Source organism: Luedemannella helvata (assembly GCF_039528415.1).
Taxonomy (GTDB): domain Bacteria; phylum Actinomycetota; class Actinomycetes; order Mycobacteriales; family Micromonosporaceae; genus Luedemannella; species Luedemannella helvata.
Map to the genome: position 1 here is coordinate 14,917 of NZ_BAAALS010000021.1, position 17,581 is coordinate 32,497.

Annotated in this window: 19 protein-coding genes; 7 read left to right on the forward strand and 12 right to left on the reverse strand. The window is 73.4% G+C overall.

Annotated features, from left to right (window positions below):
• Positions 1-27: 27 nt before the first annotated feature.
• Both ABD191_RS20110 and ABD191_RS20115 read left to right on the forward strand, forming a co-directional pair.
• Positions 28-786, forward strand: coding sequence for a GntR family transcriptional regulator (locus ABD191_RS20110; RefSeq protein ID WP_344084180.1), 759 nt, complete (start codon positions 28-30; stop codon positions 784-786).
• Between the two features lie 235 nt (positions 787-1,021).
• Entirely contained in the window at positions 1,022-1,486 is a 465-nt protein-coding gene (locus ABD191_RS20115; protein ID WP_344084183.1) for a hypothetical protein, read from the forward strand.
• 24 nt (positions 1,487-1,510) lie between these two features.
• Here ABD191_RS20115 and ABD191_RS20120 read toward each other — a convergent pair whose 3' ends face one another.
• The 6 genes from ABD191_RS20120 to ABD191_RS20145 form a co-directional block, all read right to left on the reverse strand.
• Positions 1,511-4,039, reverse strand: coding sequence for a molybdopterin-dependent oxidoreductase (locus ABD191_RS20120; protein WP_344084186.1), 2,529 nt, complete (start codon positions 4,037-4,039; stop codon positions 1,511-1,513).
• Complete coding sequence (locus tag ABD191_RS20125) at positions 4,036-4,833, reverse strand: FAD binding domain-containing protein (protein ID WP_344084189.1); 798 nt, start codon at positions 4,831-4,833, stop codon at positions 4,036-4,038. Before ABD191_RS20125 ends, ABD191_RS20120 begins: the two co-directional genes overlap by 4 nt.
• Positions 4,834-4,958: 125 nt before the next feature.
• Positions 4,959-5,387 (reverse strand): SRPBCC family protein, encoded by a 429-nt coding sequence (locus tag ABD191_RS20130; RefSeq protein WP_344084192.1) that lies wholly within the window; start codon positions 5,385-5,387, stop codon positions 4,959-4,961.
• Positions 5,384-5,719, reverse strand: coding sequence for an ArsR/SmtB family transcription factor (locus tag ABD191_RS20135; protein WP_344084195.1), 336 nt, complete (start codon positions 5,717-5,719; stop codon positions 5,384-5,386). Before ABD191_RS20135 ends, ABD191_RS20130 begins: the two co-directional genes overlap by 4 nt.
• 83 nt (positions 5,720-5,802) lie before the next feature.
• Complete coding sequence (locus ABD191_RS20140; RefSeq protein ID WP_344084197.1) at positions 5,803-6,474, reverse strand: response regulator transcription factor; 672 nt, start codon at positions 6,472-6,474, stop codon at positions 5,803-5,805.
• Complete coding sequence (locus ABD191_RS20145; protein ID WP_344084200.1) at positions 6,471-7,670, reverse strand: sensor histidine kinase; 1,200 nt, start codon at positions 7,668-7,670, stop codon at positions 6,471-6,473. The genes ABD191_RS20140 and ABD191_RS20145 overlap by 4 nt, the downstream gene beginning before the upstream one ends.
• A gap of 186 nt (positions 7,671-7,856) precedes the next feature.
• On the opposite strand from ABD191_RS20145, the gene ABD191_RS20150 reads away from it, so the two are divergent.
• Complete coding sequence (locus ABD191_RS20150) at positions 7,857-8,234, forward strand: DUF6223 family protein (protein ID WP_344084203.1); 378 nt, start codon at positions 7,857-7,859, stop codon at positions 8,232-8,234.
• Positions 8,235-8,282: 48 nt separating this feature from the next.
• On the opposite strand, the gene ABD191_RS20155 is transcribed toward ABD191_RS20150, so the two are convergent.
• Genes ABD191_RS20155 through ABD191_RS20165 form a run of 3 tightly spaced genes read right to left on the reverse strand, consistent with a single transcriptional unit; the run spans position 8,283 to position 11,066 of the window.
• Positions 8,283-9,119 (reverse strand): DUF1206 domain-containing protein, encoded by an 837-nt coding sequence (locus ABD191_RS20155; RefSeq protein ID WP_344084205.1) that lies wholly within the window; start codon positions 9,117-9,119, stop codon positions 8,283-8,285.
• A gap of 26 nt (positions 9,120-9,145) precedes the next feature.
• On the reverse strand, positions 9,146-10,696 hold the full coding sequence (locus ABD191_RS20160; protein WP_344084207.1) for a phospholipase D-like domain-containing protein: 1,551 nt from the start codon (positions 10,694-10,696) through the stop codon (positions 9,146-9,148).
• Positions 10,697-10,724: 28 nt separating this feature from the next.
• Complete coding sequence (locus ABD191_RS20165) at positions 10,725-11,066, reverse strand: DUF952 domain-containing protein (RefSeq protein ID WP_344084210.1); 342 nt, start codon at positions 11,064-11,066, stop codon at positions 10,725-10,727.
• A gap of 23 nt (positions 11,067-11,089) precedes the next feature.
• Between ABD191_RS20165 and ABD191_RS20170 the strand changes: the two genes are divergently transcribed.
• A complete protein-coding gene (locus ABD191_RS20170) occupies positions 11,090-11,491 on the forward strand; it encodes a DUF4240 domain-containing protein (RefSeq protein ID WP_344084213.1) in 402 nt (133 codons plus the stop codon).
• Here ABD191_RS20170 and ABD191_RS20175 read toward each other — a convergent pair.
• Complete coding sequence (locus ABD191_RS20175) at positions 11,488-11,973, reverse strand: GNAT family N-acetyltransferase (protein ID WP_344084215.1); 486 nt, start codon at positions 11,971-11,973, stop codon at positions 11,488-11,490. The two genes, ABD191_RS20170 and ABD191_RS20175, sit on opposite strands and share 4 nt — an antisense overlap.
• Positions 11,974-11,982: 9 nt before the next feature.
• A complete protein-coding gene (locus tag ABD191_RS20180; RefSeq protein ID WP_344084219.1) occupies positions 11,983-12,972 on the reverse strand; it encodes an NAD-dependent epimerase/dehydratase family protein in 990 nt (329 codons plus the stop codon).
• Between the two features lie 125 nt (positions 12,973-13,097).
• Between ABD191_RS20180 and ABD191_RS20185 the strand changes: the two genes are divergently transcribed.
• Together ABD191_RS20185 and ABD191_RS20190 are read left to right on the forward strand one after the other, a co-directional pair.
• Positions 13,098-15,128: a histidine kinase gene (locus ABD191_RS20185; protein WP_344084222.1), complete on the forward strand. Its 2,031-nt coding sequence runs from the start codon at positions 13,098-13,100 to the stop codon at positions 15,126-15,128.
• Positions 15,128-15,763: a response regulator gene (locus ABD191_RS20190; RefSeq protein ID WP_344084224.1), complete on the forward strand. Its 636-nt coding sequence runs from the start codon at positions 15,128-15,130 to the stop codon at positions 15,761-15,763. Before ABD191_RS20185 ends, ABD191_RS20190 begins: the two co-directional genes overlap by 1 nt.
• A 56-nt stretch (positions 15,764-15,819) precedes the next feature.
• Here the strand turns inward: ABD191_RS20190 and ABD191_RS20195 are convergent, their stop codons facing one another.
• Positions 15,820-16,512 carry a hypothetical protein gene (locus ABD191_RS20195; RefSeq protein WP_344084227.1) on the reverse strand — a complete coding sequence of 231 codons (693 nt, stop codon included), beginning with the start codon at positions 16,510-16,512 and terminating at the stop codon, positions 15,820-15,822.
• A 563-nt stretch (positions 16,513-17,075) separates the two neighbouring features.
• On the opposite strand from ABD191_RS20195, the gene ABD191_RS20200 reads away from it, so the two are divergent.
• On the forward strand, positions 17,076-17,546 hold the full coding sequence (locus tag ABD191_RS20200) for a DUF6174 domain-containing protein (protein ID WP_344084230.1): 471 nt from the start codon (positions 17,076-17,078) through the stop codon (positions 17,544-17,546).
• Positions 17,547-17,581 lie beyond the last annotated feature (35 nt).

The following is a 17,581-nucleotide window of genomic DNA, read 5'->3' on the forward strand; positions in this document are numbered from 1 at the left end:
TGAGAACGCAGACCGGAGGTTTGGAAGATGCCCGAGACGACTCCCGCATACTTGCGAATTGCTGCGCTCCTGCGGACGCAGATCACCAGTGGCGAACTGGCGCCGGGTGACCAGCTCCCCAGCGAGACGGAGCTGATGGCAGAGCACGGCGTCTCTCGCACCGTAGCCAAATGGGCGATCAGCGTCCTCAAGGGCGAAGGGCTCGTAGAGGGTCGCCGTGGCTCGGGAGTCTATGTGCGGACCATTCGCCGGATCGTCCGTGAGTCGCACGGCCGGAATGCGCGCAGCAAGGCCCCCGACGCCTCGACGTCGCCGTTCGCCAGGGACGCGCAAGCGGCCGGACACGCCGGAGGATGGGAACATCACAGCGCCCACGACACGGCCGACGCGGTTGTCGCGGCCAGGCTCGGAATCTCCCCCGGCGACGCCGTTATGCGATCCGCCTACCGGTTTATCGCCGACGGCTCGCCGATCCAGTTGTCAACGTCGTGGGAGCCGCTGTCCGTCACGGGCGGCACGCCCGTTGAGTGGCCGGAGGAAGGCGCCGCCGTCGGCGTCGTGGCACGCATGGACACCATCGGTGTACGCATCGACGAGACGATAGAACGGGTTACCGCTCGTGCGGCCACGTCGGAGGAAATCGAACGTCTCGGGCTGCCGGCACGTGGTGCGTACGTCCTCGTTATCGAGCGGACATACCTGGCCGCAGGAAACCCCGTTGAGACCGCCGACATCGTATTTCCCGGGGATCGATATGAGCTGGTGTACCGGGTGCCCGTCGATTAGATGCAAGCGCCGCGGCATGACCGCCGTGCGCGTGTTGGCCGCCACCGCCACCGAACTGCCGACGCCCGGGCTCTCGTGTTCGAGTACATGGCCAGCACCCAACGGGAGGCTTGGCCCCGCGCTCAACCGACCTGTAGTCCACACCCAGCCGGACCGAGCCGGGTGTGCGTGGCGCCCGGGTTCTTCGAGTCATTGGGAGATGGTCCGCTCACGTACGGTGAGGCAGAATCTTCGCGTGAGTCTCACTCTGGTTGAACTCAAACGCCCGGCAGGCGAGCGTCACTGGTTCCCCTTCACGGACGAGGAGGCGGGCCTCGGATTCACCCACCAATGGTGGTACAACAACCCGATCCATCCCGGCTTTCGGGGCGTCTTCCTGCGCGTCCTGGAGAACGATATCGAGGTCGCCCGGGTGGAGCTGGACAACGAGGTCAGAATCGATCATTACGCTGATGTCCCGTCGCTTGGCGCGACCGCACTTGAGATCCAGTTCATTGAGGTGCACAGCGACCACCGGCGTCGCGGTATCGGGCACGCCGTCATCGACCTCCTCCGCAACCGCTACCCAGGCCGCCGGCTCGTAGCCTTCTCGGAGGGCGTGGACGGCTTCTGGTCATCCCTCGGGTGGCGCCGGCACCTTCACGCCAACCCCGAGGATGCGCCGTACTTCCGACCCCTGTTCATCCAGCCACGCGCGTGACGCGCCACGCGCCACCAGGCGAACTCAGCGACCGTTGGCCCGGCGCAGCGCGAGCCAGACGCGGTCGCGCGTCAGCGGCAGTGACGTCATCCGTACCCCGGTCGCGTCGCGGACCGCGTTCGCCAGCGCCGGGGCCACCGGGTTGAACGGGCTTTCGCTCATCGACTTGGCGCCCATGGGACCGTGCGGGTCGTCGGTGGCCGCGAACACCACCTCGGTACGCGGGACGTCGGCGTACGCAGGCACGTGGTACTCGCGGAACGCGGCCGTCGTGACCCGCCCGGAGCCGTCCACGCGCACCTCTTCGAACATGGCCGTGCCGAGCGCCTGGGCGACCCCGCCCTCGACCTGTCCCCGGCACTGCGCGGGGTTCATGACCGTGCCGGCGTCGGCGGCGTGCACGCTGTCGAGGATCCGGATCTCGCCGGTGTCAGGGCAGACCGCCACGCAGAAGTACTGCGCGTTGAACGCGACGGACCGGGGCGACCCGGCCCAGTGCCCGTGCCCCACGAACGGCCCGCGTCCGGATTCCAGCCGGGACAACAGGTCCTCGCACGCGAGCAGCACGGCCCGCCCCGCGACCACGGTGCCGGTGGACCCGAACGCCCCGGTGTCGTGCCCCACGAGGTCGGTGTCGGACTGGCGTACGTCGATCAGCGACGGGGGCACGCCGAGGGCGGTCGCCGCGATCTGGACGTGCACGGTCGTGCTGCCGTTGCCGAACTCCGCCGTCCCAACGGACAGCTCGTAACGCCCGGAGTCGAGCAGCGCGACGCGCGCGTCCGCGAAGTGCCCGCCCGGCGGCCCGGTCGCGATCATCGACAGGGCCATGCCGCGCCCGACCGGCCACCCCTGCGGCGCGGTCACGGGCCGGGCGTACGCGTCCCGGATCACCGACAGGCACTGGTCCAGCCCGTAGCTGCCCACCAGCAGGTCCGCGTCGAGCACCTCGCCCGGCCGGATGAGGTTACGCTCGCGCAGCGACACCGGATCCATGCCCAGCCGCAGGGCCACCTCGTCCAGCGCCGATTCGACCGCGAAGATGACCTGCCCCAGCCCGTACCCCCGGAAGGCCCCTGACGGCACCGTGTTGGTGTGGACCGCGTACCCGTCGACGGCCACGTTGGGGCACCGGTAGACGGCGAGCGATTCGTGGCAGGCGTGCGCCAGCACGGCCGGGCCGTGGTTGCCGTACGCGCCGGTGTTCGACACGACCCGCAGCCGCAGCGCGGTGAGCGTGCCGTCCCGGTTGGCGCCGACGGCGACCCGCACCGCGAACGGGTGCCGCACGGTGGCGGCCGTGAACTGCTCCGTGCGGGTGTATTCGAGCTTCACCGGCCGGCCCAGCCGGAGCACGGCCAGGGCCACGATGTCCTCGGTGAGCATCTCCTGCTTGCCGCCGAACCCGCCGCCGACCCGCCCGGCGACCACCCGTACCCGGTCGAGCGGCAGGTCGAACAGGGCGCACAGCGCGCGCCGGGTGAGAAACGGCGTCTGCGTCGACGACCGGACGACCAGCCGCCCGTCGTCGTCGAGCCACCCGACCGCGCCGTGCGTCTCCAGCGCGGCGTGCTGCGCGCGGGGGGTGTGGAACGTCTCCTCATAGACGACATCGGCCGCCGCGAGCGCGGCCGCCGCGTCGCCGACGTGCCGGTGCAGTTCCCCGGCGACGTTGCGCCCGGCACCGGCGATCACCGGTGCGCCCGGCAGCATCGCCTCCTCGGGGTCGAACACGGCCGGCAACAGCTCGTAGCGCACGTCGAGCAGGCGGCAGCCCTCCTCGGCCGCCGCCTCGCTGTCCGCGACGACGGCCGCGACCCGCTGCCCGACGAAGCGCACCACGTCGTCGAGTACCCGGGTGTCGGCCGGATCCTCGGCCGGGTGCTCGTGGCGCGCGGTGGAGAACAGCGTCGTCGGCGCGTCCTCGTGCGTGAACACGGCGACGACTCCGGGCACCGCCAGCGCGGCCGCCGCGTCGATGCCGACGACGCGCGCGTGCGGGTGTGGCGAACGCAGGATCTTCATGTGCAGCAGGCCGGGCACGTCGACGTCGAACGTGTAGCGCGCCGCGCCCGTCACGATGTCCGGCCCGGCGGGCGCGCCCAGGTCCGAACCGACCGTGCCGTCAGCGGAAGCGCACGCCACGCCGCGCAGGGCGTCCGAGATCGCGCGGTAGCCCGTGCACCGGCACAGGTTCCCCTTCAACGCCCGGTCGGGCTCGATGGACCCGTCGAGCGCCGCGGCCGTCATGACGAACCCGGCCGTGCAGAACCCGCACTGGAACCCCTGCGCGTCGAGGAACCGGCGTTGCGTCGGATGCAACCCCTCGGCGTCCGCGAGCCCTTCGACCGTGGTGACCTCCCGGTCCGCCGCCCGCACGGCCGGATAGAGACAACTGTGTACGGGTACCCCGTCCACGTGTACGGTGCACGCGCCGCAGTCGCCCGCGTCGCACCCCTTCTTCACCCCGAAGTACCCGTGTTCGCGCAGGTAGGTGCGCAGGCACTGGCCCGGGCGGGCGGGCCCGTCGACGGGCTGGCCGTTCACCATCATGGCGACAGCTCCCGCCGGATCTCCTCGGCGAACAGCCGGGTGAGGTGCCGGCGCCATTCGGGCAGCCCGTGCACGTCGTCGACGTACCCGTCGTCGGGGAGGGCGGCCCGCAGGGTCGCGGCGTCCGGTACGGACGCGAACGCGAGCTGGACGGGCCGCACGGTCGACGCGGTGATCGTGAGGACGAAGGCGCCCGACTCGTCGCGGCGGCCGATGAGCAGCGCGGCGGAGCGGCCGTGGGTGTTCAGCGACCCCTGCCGGAACGCCGTGGTCGCCGTCAGCGCGGCCGCCGGGACAGTGATCGAGCGGAGCAGGTCGCCCGGCGCGAGGGCGGTCGTGCCCGCGCCGGTTACCAGGTCGACGACCGGCAGCCGGCGGGCGGTGCCGTCCGTGGCGAGGATGACGCATTCGCCGTCGAGCGCGGCCGTCAGCGAGATCATCGGACCGGCGGGCAGGGCGTTGCAGAGGTTCCCGCCGACGGTGGCCACGTTCCAGATCTTGAACGAGGCCAGGAAGGCATGGCAGCACTGCGCCACGAGTGGCCGCAGCGCGGTCCACCGGGTGGGCGGCTCGAACCCGAACAGCTCCGCGACCGTGCACGTCGCGGCGATCTCCAGGCCGCCGGGGGTGACCGTCAGCGACGGCCAGCCGAGGCTGGTGAGGTCCAGGAGGCGGGTGATGCCGGGCTGCGGCTCGGAGAACAGGTATGTCCCGCCGGCCAGCCAGGCGTCGCCGGGCCGCCACCGGTCCACCGCGTCCGCCCCGCGTACCTCGACCACCGTGTTCAGATCCACGACCACCTCCGCAGAGATGGAACCGCACCCGACGGATCCGCCGGGTTACACCCCGATTAAAGCCCCAGAACGGGCTGGGCGGAACGCGGAACGGCCCGCCGGTGGCGGGCCGTTTCCGGGCGTGGTCAGCGGGCGGCGACGAGGTCGTCGAGCTTGGTGAACGAGCTGCCCCAACCGGTGCGGGTCATCTCGGCCAGCTCCTCGGTGAACGGTCCCTGGCGCAGCACCAGGCGGGTCTTGCCGCCCTCGTCGTGGAACTCCAGGCGCAGGCGCATCTTCGTGCCGTCCGGGGCGACCGCGGCTCCGTCGAGCAACTCGTTGGGCACGACGTCGGTGAAGGTCGCCTCGATGGTGACGGTCTGCGACGGGTCGGCGTCGTTCACCATGGTGTAGCAGTGGCGACCGCCCGGGTGAGGCTCCACGACGACGCTGTCGCGGGGCACGGACCAGCCGACCGGGCCGAACCACTGGGCCAGCTGGTCGGGGTCGACGAAGGCGCGGTACACCAGCTCGCGCGGGGCGTCGAAGATCCGGTTGATGACGAGCTCGGTCATGACATGGGTCCTTCCTGGACGCGTTTGAGGTGGGCGTCGAGCCGGGTGAAGTTGACGTCCCAGAACTGTCGGTAGCGATCCATCCATTCAGTGGCCTCACGCAGCGGCGCCGCCTCCAGGCGGCTGGATCGCCACTGCGCGGACCGGCTGCGCGAGATGAGCCCGGCCTGTTCGAGCACCTTCAGGTGCCGGGAGATGGCGGGCAGGCTGATCGAGAACGGCTCGGCGAGTTCGGAGACCGTCGCCTCGCCCTCGGCCAGCCGGGTGAGGATCGCCCGCCTGGTCGGGTCGGCCAGCGCCGCGAAGATCGTGCTGAGCCGGTCCTCGGCCATCTGCTTAACCACCTTGTTAATTAACGGATAGGTTAAACATAGGTCCGGCCCGTCTGAGTGTCAACACTCTGATGGGGAGCGGGTCACCCCTGGGACGGGTCGACCAGGCCGGTCCGGTACGCCATGACGACCAGTTGGGCGCGGTCGCGCGCGCCCAGCTTGGTCATCGTTCGACTGACGTGGGTGCGCGCCGTGGCCGGACTCATGAACAGCTCGGCGCCGATCTCGCTGTTGCTCAGCCCTTGTCCGACCAGGGCCAGCACCTCGCGCTCGCGCTGGGTCAGCACCGCGAGCCGGTCCTGCCCGGACTGCGCCGCCGTCCGTCGCGCGGTGAACTGGCCGATGAGGCGCCGGGTGACCCGCGGGGCCAGCAGGGCCTCGCCGGCGGCGATCACCCGGATGGCGTGCAGCAGTTCCGCCGGCCCGGCGTCCTTGAGCAGGAAACCGCTGGCGCCCGCCTGGAGGGCGTCGAAGACGTACTCGTCGGTGTCGTACGTGGTGAGGATGAGGACCCGCACCCGCTCCAGTCCCCGTGTCGCGGCGATGTGGGCGGTGGCCTGGATCCCGTCCAGCTTCGGCATGCGGATGTCCATGAGGACGACGTCCGGGCGGGTGGCGCGGGCCTGCTCGACGGCCTCGGCGCCGTTGGTCGCCTCGCCCACGACCATGATGTCGTCCTCGAGGTCGAGCAGGACCTTGAACCCGGATCGCACCAGCCCTTCGTCGTCGGCCAGCAGCACCCTGATCGCGCTCACCGGGGCGGGCCTGTCGGTACGAGGGGCAGCCGTGCCGTGACCTCGAATCCCCCGGCGGGGGTCGGCGCGGCGTCGAGTTCGCCGCCCAGCAACTGACAGCGTTCCCGCATGCCGGCGATCCCGTGGCCGGGTCGGGCGGGCGGGCGCGCGTCCACCGGGACGGCGGCGCGGCGGCCCTCGTCCGTCACGCGGATCTCCAGGACGTCGACCCCGTGGTTGAGCGCCACGGTCACCCGGGTCGCGCCGGCGTGGCGGATGACGTTGGTGATCGCTTCCTGCACGATGCGGTAGGCGGCGCCGCCCACCGCGGTCGGCAGCGGCGACGCGGCAGAGGTCTGCTCGACCGTGACGTCGAGTCCGGCGTCGCGCGCCTTGGCGGCGAGCTCGTCGACCTGCTCAAGCCCGGGGTAGGGCACGCGTCCGTCGCGGTCGTCGCGGAGCACCCCGAGAACGGCGCGCATCTCGCGCAACGCCCGGGAGCTGGTCCGCTCGATGACCCGCAGCGCCTCGCGGGCCACGTCCGGCCGCTTGTCCAGCACGTGCGCGGTGACACCGGCCTGTACGTTGATGATCGCTATGGCGTGCGCGACCGTGTCGTGGACCTCGCGCGCGATCCGCAGCCGTTCGGCGTCGACCCGCGCCCGGGCCTCCTCGTCGCGGGTCCGTTCGGCCAGTTCGGCACGCCGCTGGGCGTCGGCTGCGATGACCTTCCGGGACCGTACGGACTCGCCCAGCGCCGCGCTCATCACGGCCGCGCCGATGCGGAAGAACACCCAGCCGATCGCGGCGCGCGGTTCGACGTCGGCGGCGGCGACCAGCCACCCGACGGCCAGGACCGCGGTACCGCCACCGGCGAGCGCCAGGGACCGGCGCCCGTCCCCGTACGCGGTGAGGGTGTAGAGGGCGACGAAGAGGCCGAGCCAGCCGTACCCGTCCGGGAACCCGGCAAGGTAGTACGCCAGGCTGGCCGCGGCGGTGGTGAGGAACACCGCCACCGGCCACAACCGGCGGACCGACACGACGAGGCCGCCCACCACCAGCAGGGCGAACCCGAGATAGCCGAGGGGTCGCTCCTCGGTGCCCCGCGAGGCGGCCAGGACCACCGTGCCCTGCACCTGGGCCACGGTGACGAAGGCGGCGAGCACCACGTCCTGCGCCAGAGCGGGCAGGCGCGACGGCATCGCGAGGCGGCTCACGTGGCGAGCTTACGGCGCCGGCCGCGCCCGGCCCTCCGCCCGCACGCGCGACCTCCTACGCCGGGCGGCGTAGCGCGGCGGCGGCCAGCTACGCGCAGGTGCGTAGCCGCGACCGCCCGCCGGCAGAGGCCCCGGCCGCCCCGCCGGCGCGACGATCGCGACGAGCCTCCTGAAAGGGGAACACCCATGAGTTCAGCGACAGCCCCGATGTCCATCGGGCACGCGCTCACCGCCGCGGCCGACGTCGGCGCCTACCAACTCACCTCCGGGCGACTCGTGTCCATCGTCGGCATGGTCGTCGCGGTGGCCGGCGTGGTCATCGGCGTGCTGGCCCTGGCCCGACCCGGTGGCCGACTCGGCACGGGCAGCGGGCGGCTCGGGGCCACGGTGGCCCTGACCGCCGGCCTGGTCGGCGTGGCACTCGGCGGATACGTGGTGGCCGCCGCCAAGGGCGGCCCCGGCACCGGCTACGGCATCGTCGGCGGTGTCATGGCACTCGTGGTCGGCCTGATCGCCCTGGGCCTCGGTGGCCTGGCCACGACCCGCGCACGCCGCGCCCACTGACGCGGGCAGGGCCCAGGCGTTCGCCTGGGCCCTGCCCGCCTCGTGGCTCTAGACCTTGCGGTAGCGGGACTGGAAGAAGCAGTACGCGCCGAACGCCGCGATGCCGGCCGCGACGAGACCCAGGAGCAGGCCGCCGTAGGGCTGCGCGGCCAGCGTGCGCAGGGCCGCGTCCAGGCCGCGGGACTTGTCCGGGTCGTGGGTCCAGGCCGCCTGCAGGAGCAGCACACCCACGATCCCGTACGCGACGCCCTTCGCCACGTACCCGGTCATGCCGGTGGCCGTCGCGGCCTTGCGGGCGGTCGCGGACATCTCGCCCTGCTTGAGGCGACGCTCGAATTTTCGGGCGATGCCATAGACGGCCAGCCCGATCCCCAGGCCGGCCACGCCCAGGCCGACGAGGCCGACCAGCCACGGGCCCCACGCATGTCCCATGACGCCGGCCGCCGCGCCCTCCTGCTTGCCGGCGCTCGATGACGGGTTGCCGAACGCGGCCCGCCCGGCGGAGACCGCCAGCACGGCGTAGACGACCGCGCGGGCGGCCGACCCGACGCGCTGCCAGACGCGGGCGGCTCCGGTCTCCTCGCGGTGCCCGATCACGGCGAGCAGGCCCTGCCACACGGCCATGGCGGCAAGGCCCACCATGGTGACCACGAGCAGGACGCGACCGGCCGTGTGCTCGGCGAGTTCGGCGAACGCGCCCGTCTGGTCGCCCTCCCGCGCCGGGTCGCCGGTCGCGATCTGCACGGCGAGCCAGGCGACGACGAGGTGGACCACCCCGTACCCGATGAATCCGATGCGGGTGAGCAGCTCAAGGCTTCGGCTGTTCGCGGCCTGGTGGGCCGTCGACTTCGCGGCGGTCTGGGCGGTCGTCATACCAGAAGCCATGCCCGCTCACCGGCGGGCGGCAAACGTCAGAACGCGTGCCGGCGGCGCAGGACGCCCGGGCGGCCGTCGGGGTCGCAGACCAGCCGGTAGAGCACCCGGGCCGGCAGCGACCGCCACCGGTCCACAGTGGGCGGACTGTAGGCGCGCAGCCGGCCGGGCGGGCGGGGCCCCCGACAACCGCCGGCGTACCAGTCGTCGAGCTGCTGCGCCGCCTTCGCGAAGGCGGTGAACGCCACCTGCGGGTCGCGCAGGTCGCCGTCGTCGCCGTCGTCGCGGCCCAGGTGCTCGCGCGCGGCCGCGAGGCGCAGGTCGAGCGGGAAGCCGCCCTCGTCGTAGACGGCGCAGGTCAGTTCGGTGTCCCACGTCCACGACCGCAGGTTGAAGTTGTCCGAGCCGACGGTCGCCCACGTGTCGTCGATGACGCACGCCTTGGCGTGCACGTAGATGGGCGTGCCGGCCTCGTTCTCCAGGCCGTACACGGCGACCCGGTCGCCGCCGGCCTCGCGCAGCAGGTCGAGCGCGTCCGTGCGGCCGAGGCACTGGGCGAGCGCGGTGAGCCGGCCGGGCTGGTCGGGGAAGCGCGGCACGACCGCGATGATCCGCAGGTGCGGGTTCTCGCGCAGGGCGCGCGCGAACGGGCGCACCACCTCGGCCGACCACAGGTACTGGTCCTCGATGTAGATGAGGTCGCGCGCCCTGCGCAGCGCCTTGATGTAGCCGCGCGCCACGCTGCGCTCACCGCTGGGCGCGAACGGGTACCCCCGCCGCCGGTACGGGTAGGTGCGCAGCAACTGCACGCTGTGCCCGCCGACGGGTTCGGGGTCGGGCAGCTGGGCGGGCATCCGCTCGCCGGCTGTGGCGCGGCCGGCCAGCAGGTCGCGCAGGAACCGCACCGGGTTGTGCGTCAGCGGGGTCGGGTCCGCCCACCGCTCCCGGAACGTCGCCTCCACGTCGCCGACGGCCGGACCCCGGACCTCCAGCTGGATGTCGTGCCACGGCGGGCGCGGCCCGTACGCCTCCGCCATCGGTGGCCGCTGCGGGTCGCCCCGGTGGGCGCGGCTGTCGTTGCGCCCGTGGCTGAGGTCGATGCCGCCCACGAAGGCCACGTCCCGCTCGGGCCGGCCGGGGTGGCGCACCACGAGCAGCTTCTGGTGGTGCGAACCGCCGGGCGGGATCCGCATGTCCAGCAGGACGTCGCCGCCCGCCGCCCGCAGCTCGTTCGCCAGTCGTCGGTTGGCCGCCGCGCTGAAGTGCAGGCGATCGGCGTGCGAGCGCCAGATCAGACCCTTGACGAGTACGCCGCGGCGCGCGGCGGCGGCGAGCACCCGGGCCACCTCGGTGTGCGGCCCGGCGAGCCGCTCGTCGGCATCGCCGCGCCAGTCGGTGAACATGATGAGGTCGCCCGCGCGGGTCTCCTCGACGACGCGCAGGACCTCGCGGAAGTACTCGTGCCCGTGGAAGAGCGCGCGCACGTGGTTGCCGACACTCCACGCGCGACCGTCACCGCGACGGTCATCGACGCAGGTGTGCGGGTTGTCCCGCTCAGCCCTGCTCAGAAACCAGTCCGCGATGCCCACAGGCAGCTGAATGCCCGCTGAGCGAAACTCACAAACTCATCGCGGTGGCGACGGCCTCCGCCGCGGGCAGGTTGTCCGGCAGCGGGATGACGGCGGTCACCGCCGACACGGGTAGCGGGGCGTAAAGGTGGGGGAAAAGGTCGCCGCCGCGGGAGGGCTCCCACCGCAGCGCGTCGCCGAGCGGGGTGGGGTCGACCACCAGCATGGTGAGGTCGGGCACCCCCGTGAAGTACCGCTGAGCAGTAACGACTACCTGCTCAGCGGTCGAGAAGTGGATATAGCCGTCTTGATGGTCGACGACCGATCCATCAAATTGGCCGGATTCGACCGCTTGTGCCCATTCAGGTGAAGTCAGCAGCTTGTAGATCACAGGGCAAACCGTATCGTGGCGGGGTGGACGAGGCATGGTTCTGGGACATCGTCGCTGGCGGCGGCCCCGCCCCGGACGAGCGGGCGGCCTTCGCGGCGCAGTGGCAACGGCATCTCGACCTGGCCAACACGCGACCGCTGCGCGACGCGGCGACCCTGCTGCTCGGCTGGCCCAACGACGCCGAGTTCCTCGACTTCCGCCGGTGGCTCATCATGCGGGGCCGCGCCACGTTCCTCGCCGCCCTCCGGGACCCGGACACCCTCGCCGACGCGGTCGTCACACCGTCCGGAGTGGACGCGGGCGGCCTGGAGGCCGGCTGGAGCGACGGCGAGCCGGCCGGGGAGTGGACCAACCTGGGCGACCGGCACTCGCTGCGTGCCGCGTTCCCCCGGCTGGCGGCCCGCTACGAGGGCGGCTGCCGCTAGAGTTCCCTCGCCATCGTGATGCTCTTCTCGGTGAAGCCCAGCGACGCGTAGAGCTTGCGCGCGACCGTGTTGTGGCCGTGCACGTGCAGGGCGACCCGGGTGGCGCCCAGCTCGCGCGCCTTGTCGTCGCACGCGGTCATGATGGCCCGACCGTAGCCGGCGCCCCGGTGCGGGGCGTCGACCTCGATGTCGTTGATGAAGGCCTCCGTCGTGCCGGCCGCCGGGCGGATCTCCAGCCACAGCAGGCCGACCCGCGCCCCGGTGGCCGGGTCCCGGGCGGTCCACAGGTGCTGGCCGGCGGTGGCGAGCCCGTCGGGCAGGATGCCCAGCACGTTCTCGCGGGACTTCGCCACGGACTCCCCGGCCGACCAGCGGCCCGAGGTCACGTTCTCCGCCGCGTACTCGATGATGAGTTTCTCCAGGTAAAGCGGGTACTCCTCGGCCGTCATGGGCACCAGGTCGACGCGTTTCGGGGCGGACACGGCGCCAGCCTAGCCGAGCAGCTCCGCGACCGCGGCCCGCTCCCGTTCGGGGCTCAGCCCCGCCTTGCGGGGCCGGTCGAGGCCCAGCTCCCGCTCCCACGCCAGGGTGTCGGCCAGCAGGTCCGTGCGCGGGCGGTGGGTCAGCCCGGCGGCGGCCGCCGCCGCGCCGCTGCGGGCCGCGTGGCCCGCGTAGCCGGGCGAGCCGATCCACATCGGTAGCGAATCCGGACCCGACCACTCGCCGATCCCGTGCTCCGACAGCCAGGCGGCGTCGGCCGTGACCACCGGCCCCTGGTGCCCGCCGACCTCCCGGCTCAGGGTCAGCCACTCGCCGAACGGCACCACCGGCCCGACCGCGTCGACGACGCCCGTCACCCGGCGCTGCGCGACATCGACCAGCCAGGCCGCCATGTCGCGCACGTCCGTCACCTCCGTGGCCCGGTCGGCCGCGTCGGGCGCGAGCAGCGCGGCGTCCGGGTCGCGGGCGGCGCGGGCCACCCAGTAGCCCGCCCGGTCGCTCCAGTCGCCCGGCCCGCCGATCAGGCCCGAGCGGGCGATCAACAGCCGGTCGCCGACCGCGTCCGCGCACGCGCGCTCGCAGGCCACCTTCGCCTGCCCGTACTCCTCGCTGTCCACGCGGTCGTTGGCCGTCGCGGGCAGCAGCTCGGCGGACTCGTCGGCGCCGATCGTGTCGTGGTCGGCGTAGGCGCTGACGGACGAGACGTAGACCCAGTGCGCCGTCCGCTCACCCAGGGCCGCGACGGCGCCGCGCACGAACGCCGGCTGCCACGACACGTCGAGGACGGCGTCCCAGTCGCGCCCGGCCACCGCCTCGTACGCGTCCGGCGCCGCGCGGTCGGCCGCGACCAGCGTGGCGCCGGAGGCGGACGGGCCGCTCTCACCCCGCGCGAGGCAGGTCACGCGGTGCCCGCGTGCCACCGCCTCGGCCGCAGCCTGCCGTCCCAGCCATGCCGTACCGCCCAGCACCAGAAGATCCATGGAGTGAGTCTGGCACCGCGCCCGCCGGGACGCCGCCCCGCTTCGCTGACGGCAGAGTCATCCCGGCCGGGCTGGGACAACGTCCCGGGCCGGCCGGGACACCGACCCTCTAGGGTGGGTCGATCATGGTCCCTGAGCACACCCGACGGCGGCGCGCCGTCCGGGCGGCGGCCTGGCCACTGGCCTGGGTGACGCTCGCCCTCACCGTGGCCGGCCTGGTGCTGGCCGTGATCAACGGCGCCCCGGTGTGGTCTGTGAGCCACCTGCTGTTCGTCGCCGCGTGCGCGGTCGCGGGCGCCCTCATCCTCGCCCAACGCCCCCACAACCCCGTGGGCGCGCTGCTGGCCACGGGCGCGTTCGCGTTCGCGGCCATGGAGGCGTGCGGGCAGTACGCGATCCACGGCGGGCCGCTCGCGCGCGCCGCCGCGTGGCCGCAGACGTGGCTGTGGGTGCCCGCCAACCTCGCCATCTGCCTCGTGCCGCTGTACTTCCCGACCGGGGCGCTGCCCGGGCGCCGGTGGCGACCGGTCGTGCTGGCCGTCGCCGGCTTCGGCGTCGCCGCCGCCGCCGTGCAGGCCCTCGCCCCAGGCCCGAACGCCCAGGTCGGGCCGCCGCCCGGGCAGCCCAACCCGCTCGGCGTGGCCGCGCTCGCCGACGTGGCGGCGGTGACCAACCTGGCCGTCGGGCTCGTGGGCGGCGGCGTGTTCGTCGCCGCGAGCGCCGCACTGGTGCGGCGTGCGCGGCGCGGCCCGGCCGCCGAGCGGCTCCAGCTCAAATGGCTCGGGTACGGGTGCTTCCTCGCCGCCCTCGTGGTGTGCGCCCGGCTGGTGGCGGGCCTGACCGACAACCGGCCCGGTGCCCCGTGGCCCGCGCCCGACACCCCCTGGGAGCTGGCCGGCGCCGCCGCCGTCAGCCTGCTGCCCGTCGCCGTGTGCGTGGCCGTCCTGCGGCACGGCCTGTTCGACATCGACCTGCTCATCAACCGCACCGCCGTGTACGCGACGGCGACCGGGCTCATCGCGGCCGCGTACGTCGGGGTGGTCAGCTACCTGGGGGCCCTGCTCGGGGAGGCCGGCAGCCTGCCGGTCGCCGCGCTGGCCGCGGTCGTCGTCGCGATCGGGTTCGCGCCCGTGCGCTCGGCGGTGCAGCGCCTCGTCAACCGGCTCATGTACGGCGAGCGGGGCGACCCGTACGAGGTGCTCACGCGGCTGGGGCGCACGCTGGCGGCCGCGCGGGCGCCGGGCGAGCTGCTGGCCGCCGTGGCGGACACGCTGGCCGAGACGCTGCGCCTGCGCTACGTGCGGGTGGAGACCGCCGACGGTGACGCGTACGCCCACGGTGTTGCCGTTGGCGAACCCTGGCGGGTCGCCCTGACCAGCCAGGGGGAGACCGTCGGGTCGCTCGCGGTGTGGCCGGCGCCGCAGCGCCAGCGCGACGAGCGGCTGCTCGCCGACCTGGCGCCGCAGCTCGGCGCGGCCGTGCACGCCGTGGCGTCGGCGGCGCGCACCGCGCGACTGGCCGAGCAGGTGCAGCAGTCGCGGGAGCGGCTCGTCGTGGCCCGCGAGGAGGAGCGGCGGCGGCTGCGCCGCGACCTGCACGACGGCCTCGGCCCGACGCTGGCGGCGTTGAGCATGCGCGCGGAGGTCGTCGGCGACCTGGTGGCCGACCCGGCCGCGCGCCGGCTCGTCGAGGAGATCATCGCGGATTCGGGGGCGGCGGTGGCCGACCTGCGCCGCCTCATCGACGGCCTGCGCCCGCCTGCCCTGGACACGTTGGGCCTGGTGGACGCGCTACGGTCACACGTCATGAGCTGGCCCGACGGCGCCCCCCGACCCACCGTCCACGCGACCGGCGAGCTGTCCGGACTGCCTGCGGCAACCGAGGTGGCGGCCTACCGCATCGCCGTCGAGGCGCTCGCCAACGCCCGCCGCCACGCCGGCGCGGCGACGATCGGGCTGCGCATGGCCCATGTGGACGGCTGGCTGACCGTCGAGGTCCGCGACGACGGTACGGGGTTGCCGGGCGAGCCTCGCGGCGTCGTCGGCATCGGGTCGATGCGCGAACGTGCCGCCGAGCTGGGCGGGACGTGCTCGATCGCGTCGACGCCCGGCCGGGGCACGACCGTGACCGCTCGGCTGCCGACCGGGGAGGTGTGATGGACCCGATCCGGGTGTTGCTCGTCGACGACCATCCGGCGTTCCGTGCGGGACTGCGGGCGCTGCTCGCCGCCACGGACGACGTGTCCGTCGTGGCGGAGGCCGCCTCGGGGGAGGAGGCCCTGGCTGTCCTGCCGACCGTGCAGCCCGACGTGGTGCTCATCGACCTCGCCATGCCGGGCATGGGCGGCATCGCGGCGACCGAGCGCATCGTGGAGGCCGGCCCGCACGTGCGGGTCCTCGTGCTGTCCATGGCCGACGACGACGACTCCGTGTTCGCGGCGATGCGCGCCGGCGCGCGGGGGTACGTGGTGAAGGGTGCCCGGCGCGCGGACCTGGTGCGCGCCATCAAGGCGGTCGCGGCGGGGGAGGCCATCTTCGGCGCGGCGATCGCGGTGCGGCTTATGGGCTACTTCGCCGGCCTCGACCGCCGCCAGCCGGCCCTGCCGCAGCTGACGGAGCGCGAGCGGGAGATCCTGTCGCTGGTCGCCAAGCACCTGACGAACCCGCAGATCGCCCAGCGGTACGGGCTGAGCGAGAAGACCGTCCGCAACCACGTCTCGAAGATCTTCGCCAAGCTGCGGGTGGCCGACCGGGCGCAGGCCATCATCGTGGCCCGCGAGGCGGGCCTGTGACCGCGACCGCCCAGCGGCCCGCTCGCGGGACGCGAGCGGGCCGGATCGTGGCCTGATCAGGCGACGGGCGCGGGCGCCCGCTCGGCCACCGGCTGCGGTGCGGCCGGGGACATCGGCGTCCACTCGTGCGGGCGCATCCGCAGGATGCGCACGCCCAGGGGGGCGAGGGCGGCGAAGATGAGCGTGCCGCCGAGCGAGTGCACGGCCACGGACGCCTCCGGCAGGGCGAACGGCAGCGCGAGGCCGGCCACCACGAGTACGGGCACCCACCAGCCGATCATCCGACGGACCGCCAGGCCGATGATGAGCATGAGCAGTCCGATGTGGACCAGGAAGCCCGGCAGGAGGAACCCGTACACCATCGCGGGGTAGCTGAACGCCTGGTCCATGACCGCGACCGCCTGCCCGTCCGGGACCAGGTGCGCGAGCGCCAGATCGTAGAAGTCGCCGACCAGCAGCGACGCGCCGCTGACCGCGCCGATCAGGCCCAGCGCGACCGCGATGTCGGCGAAGACGGGCCGCCGGGCGCGCAGCAGGTGGCCCAGCGCGAGCACCACCGGCACGATCGCCATGACGCTCCAGTGCAGGGCCAGGCCGCTGACCTGGACCCGCGTCGCCTCGGCGCGGAACAGCTCGGGCGTGTGCTCGGACCCGCCGGGGCCCGTGATGAACCCGACGAAGTGCAGCACGGGCCACGCGATCAGGCTGGCGCCGGCGACCCAGCGCCGCAGCCGGTAGGGATCGTTCATGTCGACTCCAAGGTGTCGTGAATGGGAGGTCTCCACCACACCCGTTCGCTGTCCCACCGCGCGTCGGCGGATGTCCCGGCCGGCCCGGGATTGTCTTGGGACAACTCCCAGCTTCTTCCAGGGCCCAGCTCAGGGACGCGACATACGGTCGAACGCATGGGCCGCACCGCGGAGGGAGCGATGCGCGGGCACGATCTGCACGACAGGGGGGTTGCAGTTCGACATGTCCACGCTGATGGGACGTCGGCGACTGCTCGGCATCTTCGCCGGAGTGGGCGTGGCGGCCCTGGGGGGGGCTGCTCCTCCGACGGCGGCGGTGGGCCGGCGGCGGCCGTCGCGGGGGGTGCGACGGCCGCCGCACACTGCGCGCCCATTCCCGACAAGCTGGCCACGGACATGGTGTTCCGGGACAGCTGGCAGCGGCAGGTGGGCACGATGTCCGGCTCGGTCACCGGCGGCCTGACAGCCCTTCTGAGCGTCCCCGTCTGAGGGCGGAACCGCCACGATCCCCGCCGCGTCGGAGGTACGTGGCCGCGTCCGGCGGCCGTGGCAGGGGGAGGACCATGCGACGAGGACGACGCGGCAGGGGGGTGGCCGCGCTGGCCGGGATGGTGCTGGTCGCGGTCGCCGGCTGCGGTTCGGGCGGTACGCCGACGGAGGAGATCGAGTCCGCGGCCGCGTGGGCCGAGCCGGCCCGGTACGCGTTCACGCTCGAGTCCACGTGCGGCGAGCGCTGGCTCATCGGCACGTTCCGGGTGACCGTGGACAACGGCGCGGTGGCGGCGGTGGAGGGCCTCGACGAGCCCGCGCGCCGGGCCGTCGAGGGACGTGACCTGACGTTCCTGCGGGAGGTCGTCCCGACACTGTCCGGCATGGTGGACGAGGCGGCCAGGGCGCGCTCGGCCGGCGCCGAGACGGTCGAGGTGACCGTCGACCGGAACACCGGCCACGTCACGAGGATCAATATCGATCCCGCGAGGAACAGCGTCGACGACGAGTCCTGCTACGCGGTGACGGACTACGAGGTCCGCTGAGCGAGCGGGGTGCGGGCACCGGCTTGACGCGACCG

What these genes read in the sequence shown, in the direction of transcription:
- ABD191_RS20110 (WP_344084180.1), top strand. Translation starts at nt 28, where the DNA reads ATGCCCGAGACGACTCCCGCATACTTGCGAATTGCTGCGCTCCTGCGG.
- ABD191_RS20120 (WP_344084186.1), bottom strand. Translation starts at nt 4,039, where the DNA reads ATGATGGTGAACGGCCAGCCCGTCGACGGGCCCGCCCGCCCGGGCCAG.
- ABD191_RS20130 (WP_344084192.1), bottom strand. Translation starts at nt 5,387, where the DNA reads ATGACCGAGCTCGTCATCAACCGGATCTTCGACGCCCCGCGCGAGCTG.
- ABD191_RS20135 (WP_344084195.1), bottom strand. Translation starts at nt 5,719, where the DNA reads ATGGCCGAGGACCGGCTCAGCACGATCTTCGCGGCGCTGGCCGACCCG.
- ABD191_RS20150 (WP_344084203.1), top strand. Translation starts at nt 7,857, where the DNA reads ATGAGTTCAGCGACAGCCCCGATGTCCATCGGGCACGCGCTCACCGCC.
- ABD191_RS20155 (WP_344084205.1), bottom strand. Translation starts at nt 9,119, where the DNA reads ATGGCTTCTGGTATGACGACCGCCCAGACCGCCGCGAAGTCGACGGCC.
- ABD191_RS20180 (WP_344084219.1), bottom strand. Translation starts at nt 12,972, where the DNA reads ATGGATCTTCTGGTGCTGGGCGGTACGGCATGGCTGGGACGGCAGGCT.
- ABD191_RS20185 (WP_344084222.1), top strand. Translation starts at nt 13,098, where the DNA reads ATGGTCCCTGAGCACACCCGACGGCGGCGCGCCGTCCGGGCGGCGGCC.
- ABD191_RS20190 (WP_344084224.1), top strand. Translation starts at nt 15,128, where the DNA reads ATGGACCCGATCCGGGTGTTGCTCGTCGACGACCATCCGGCGTTCCGT.
- ABD191_RS20195 (WP_344084227.1), bottom strand. Translation starts at nt 16,512, where the DNA reads ATGAACGATCCCTACCGGCTGCGGCGCTGGGTCGCCGGCGCCAGCCTG.
- ABD191_RS20200 (WP_344084230.1), top strand. Translation starts at nt 17,076, where the DNA reads ATGCGACGAGGACGACGCGGCAGGGGGGTGGCCGCGCTGGCCGGGATG.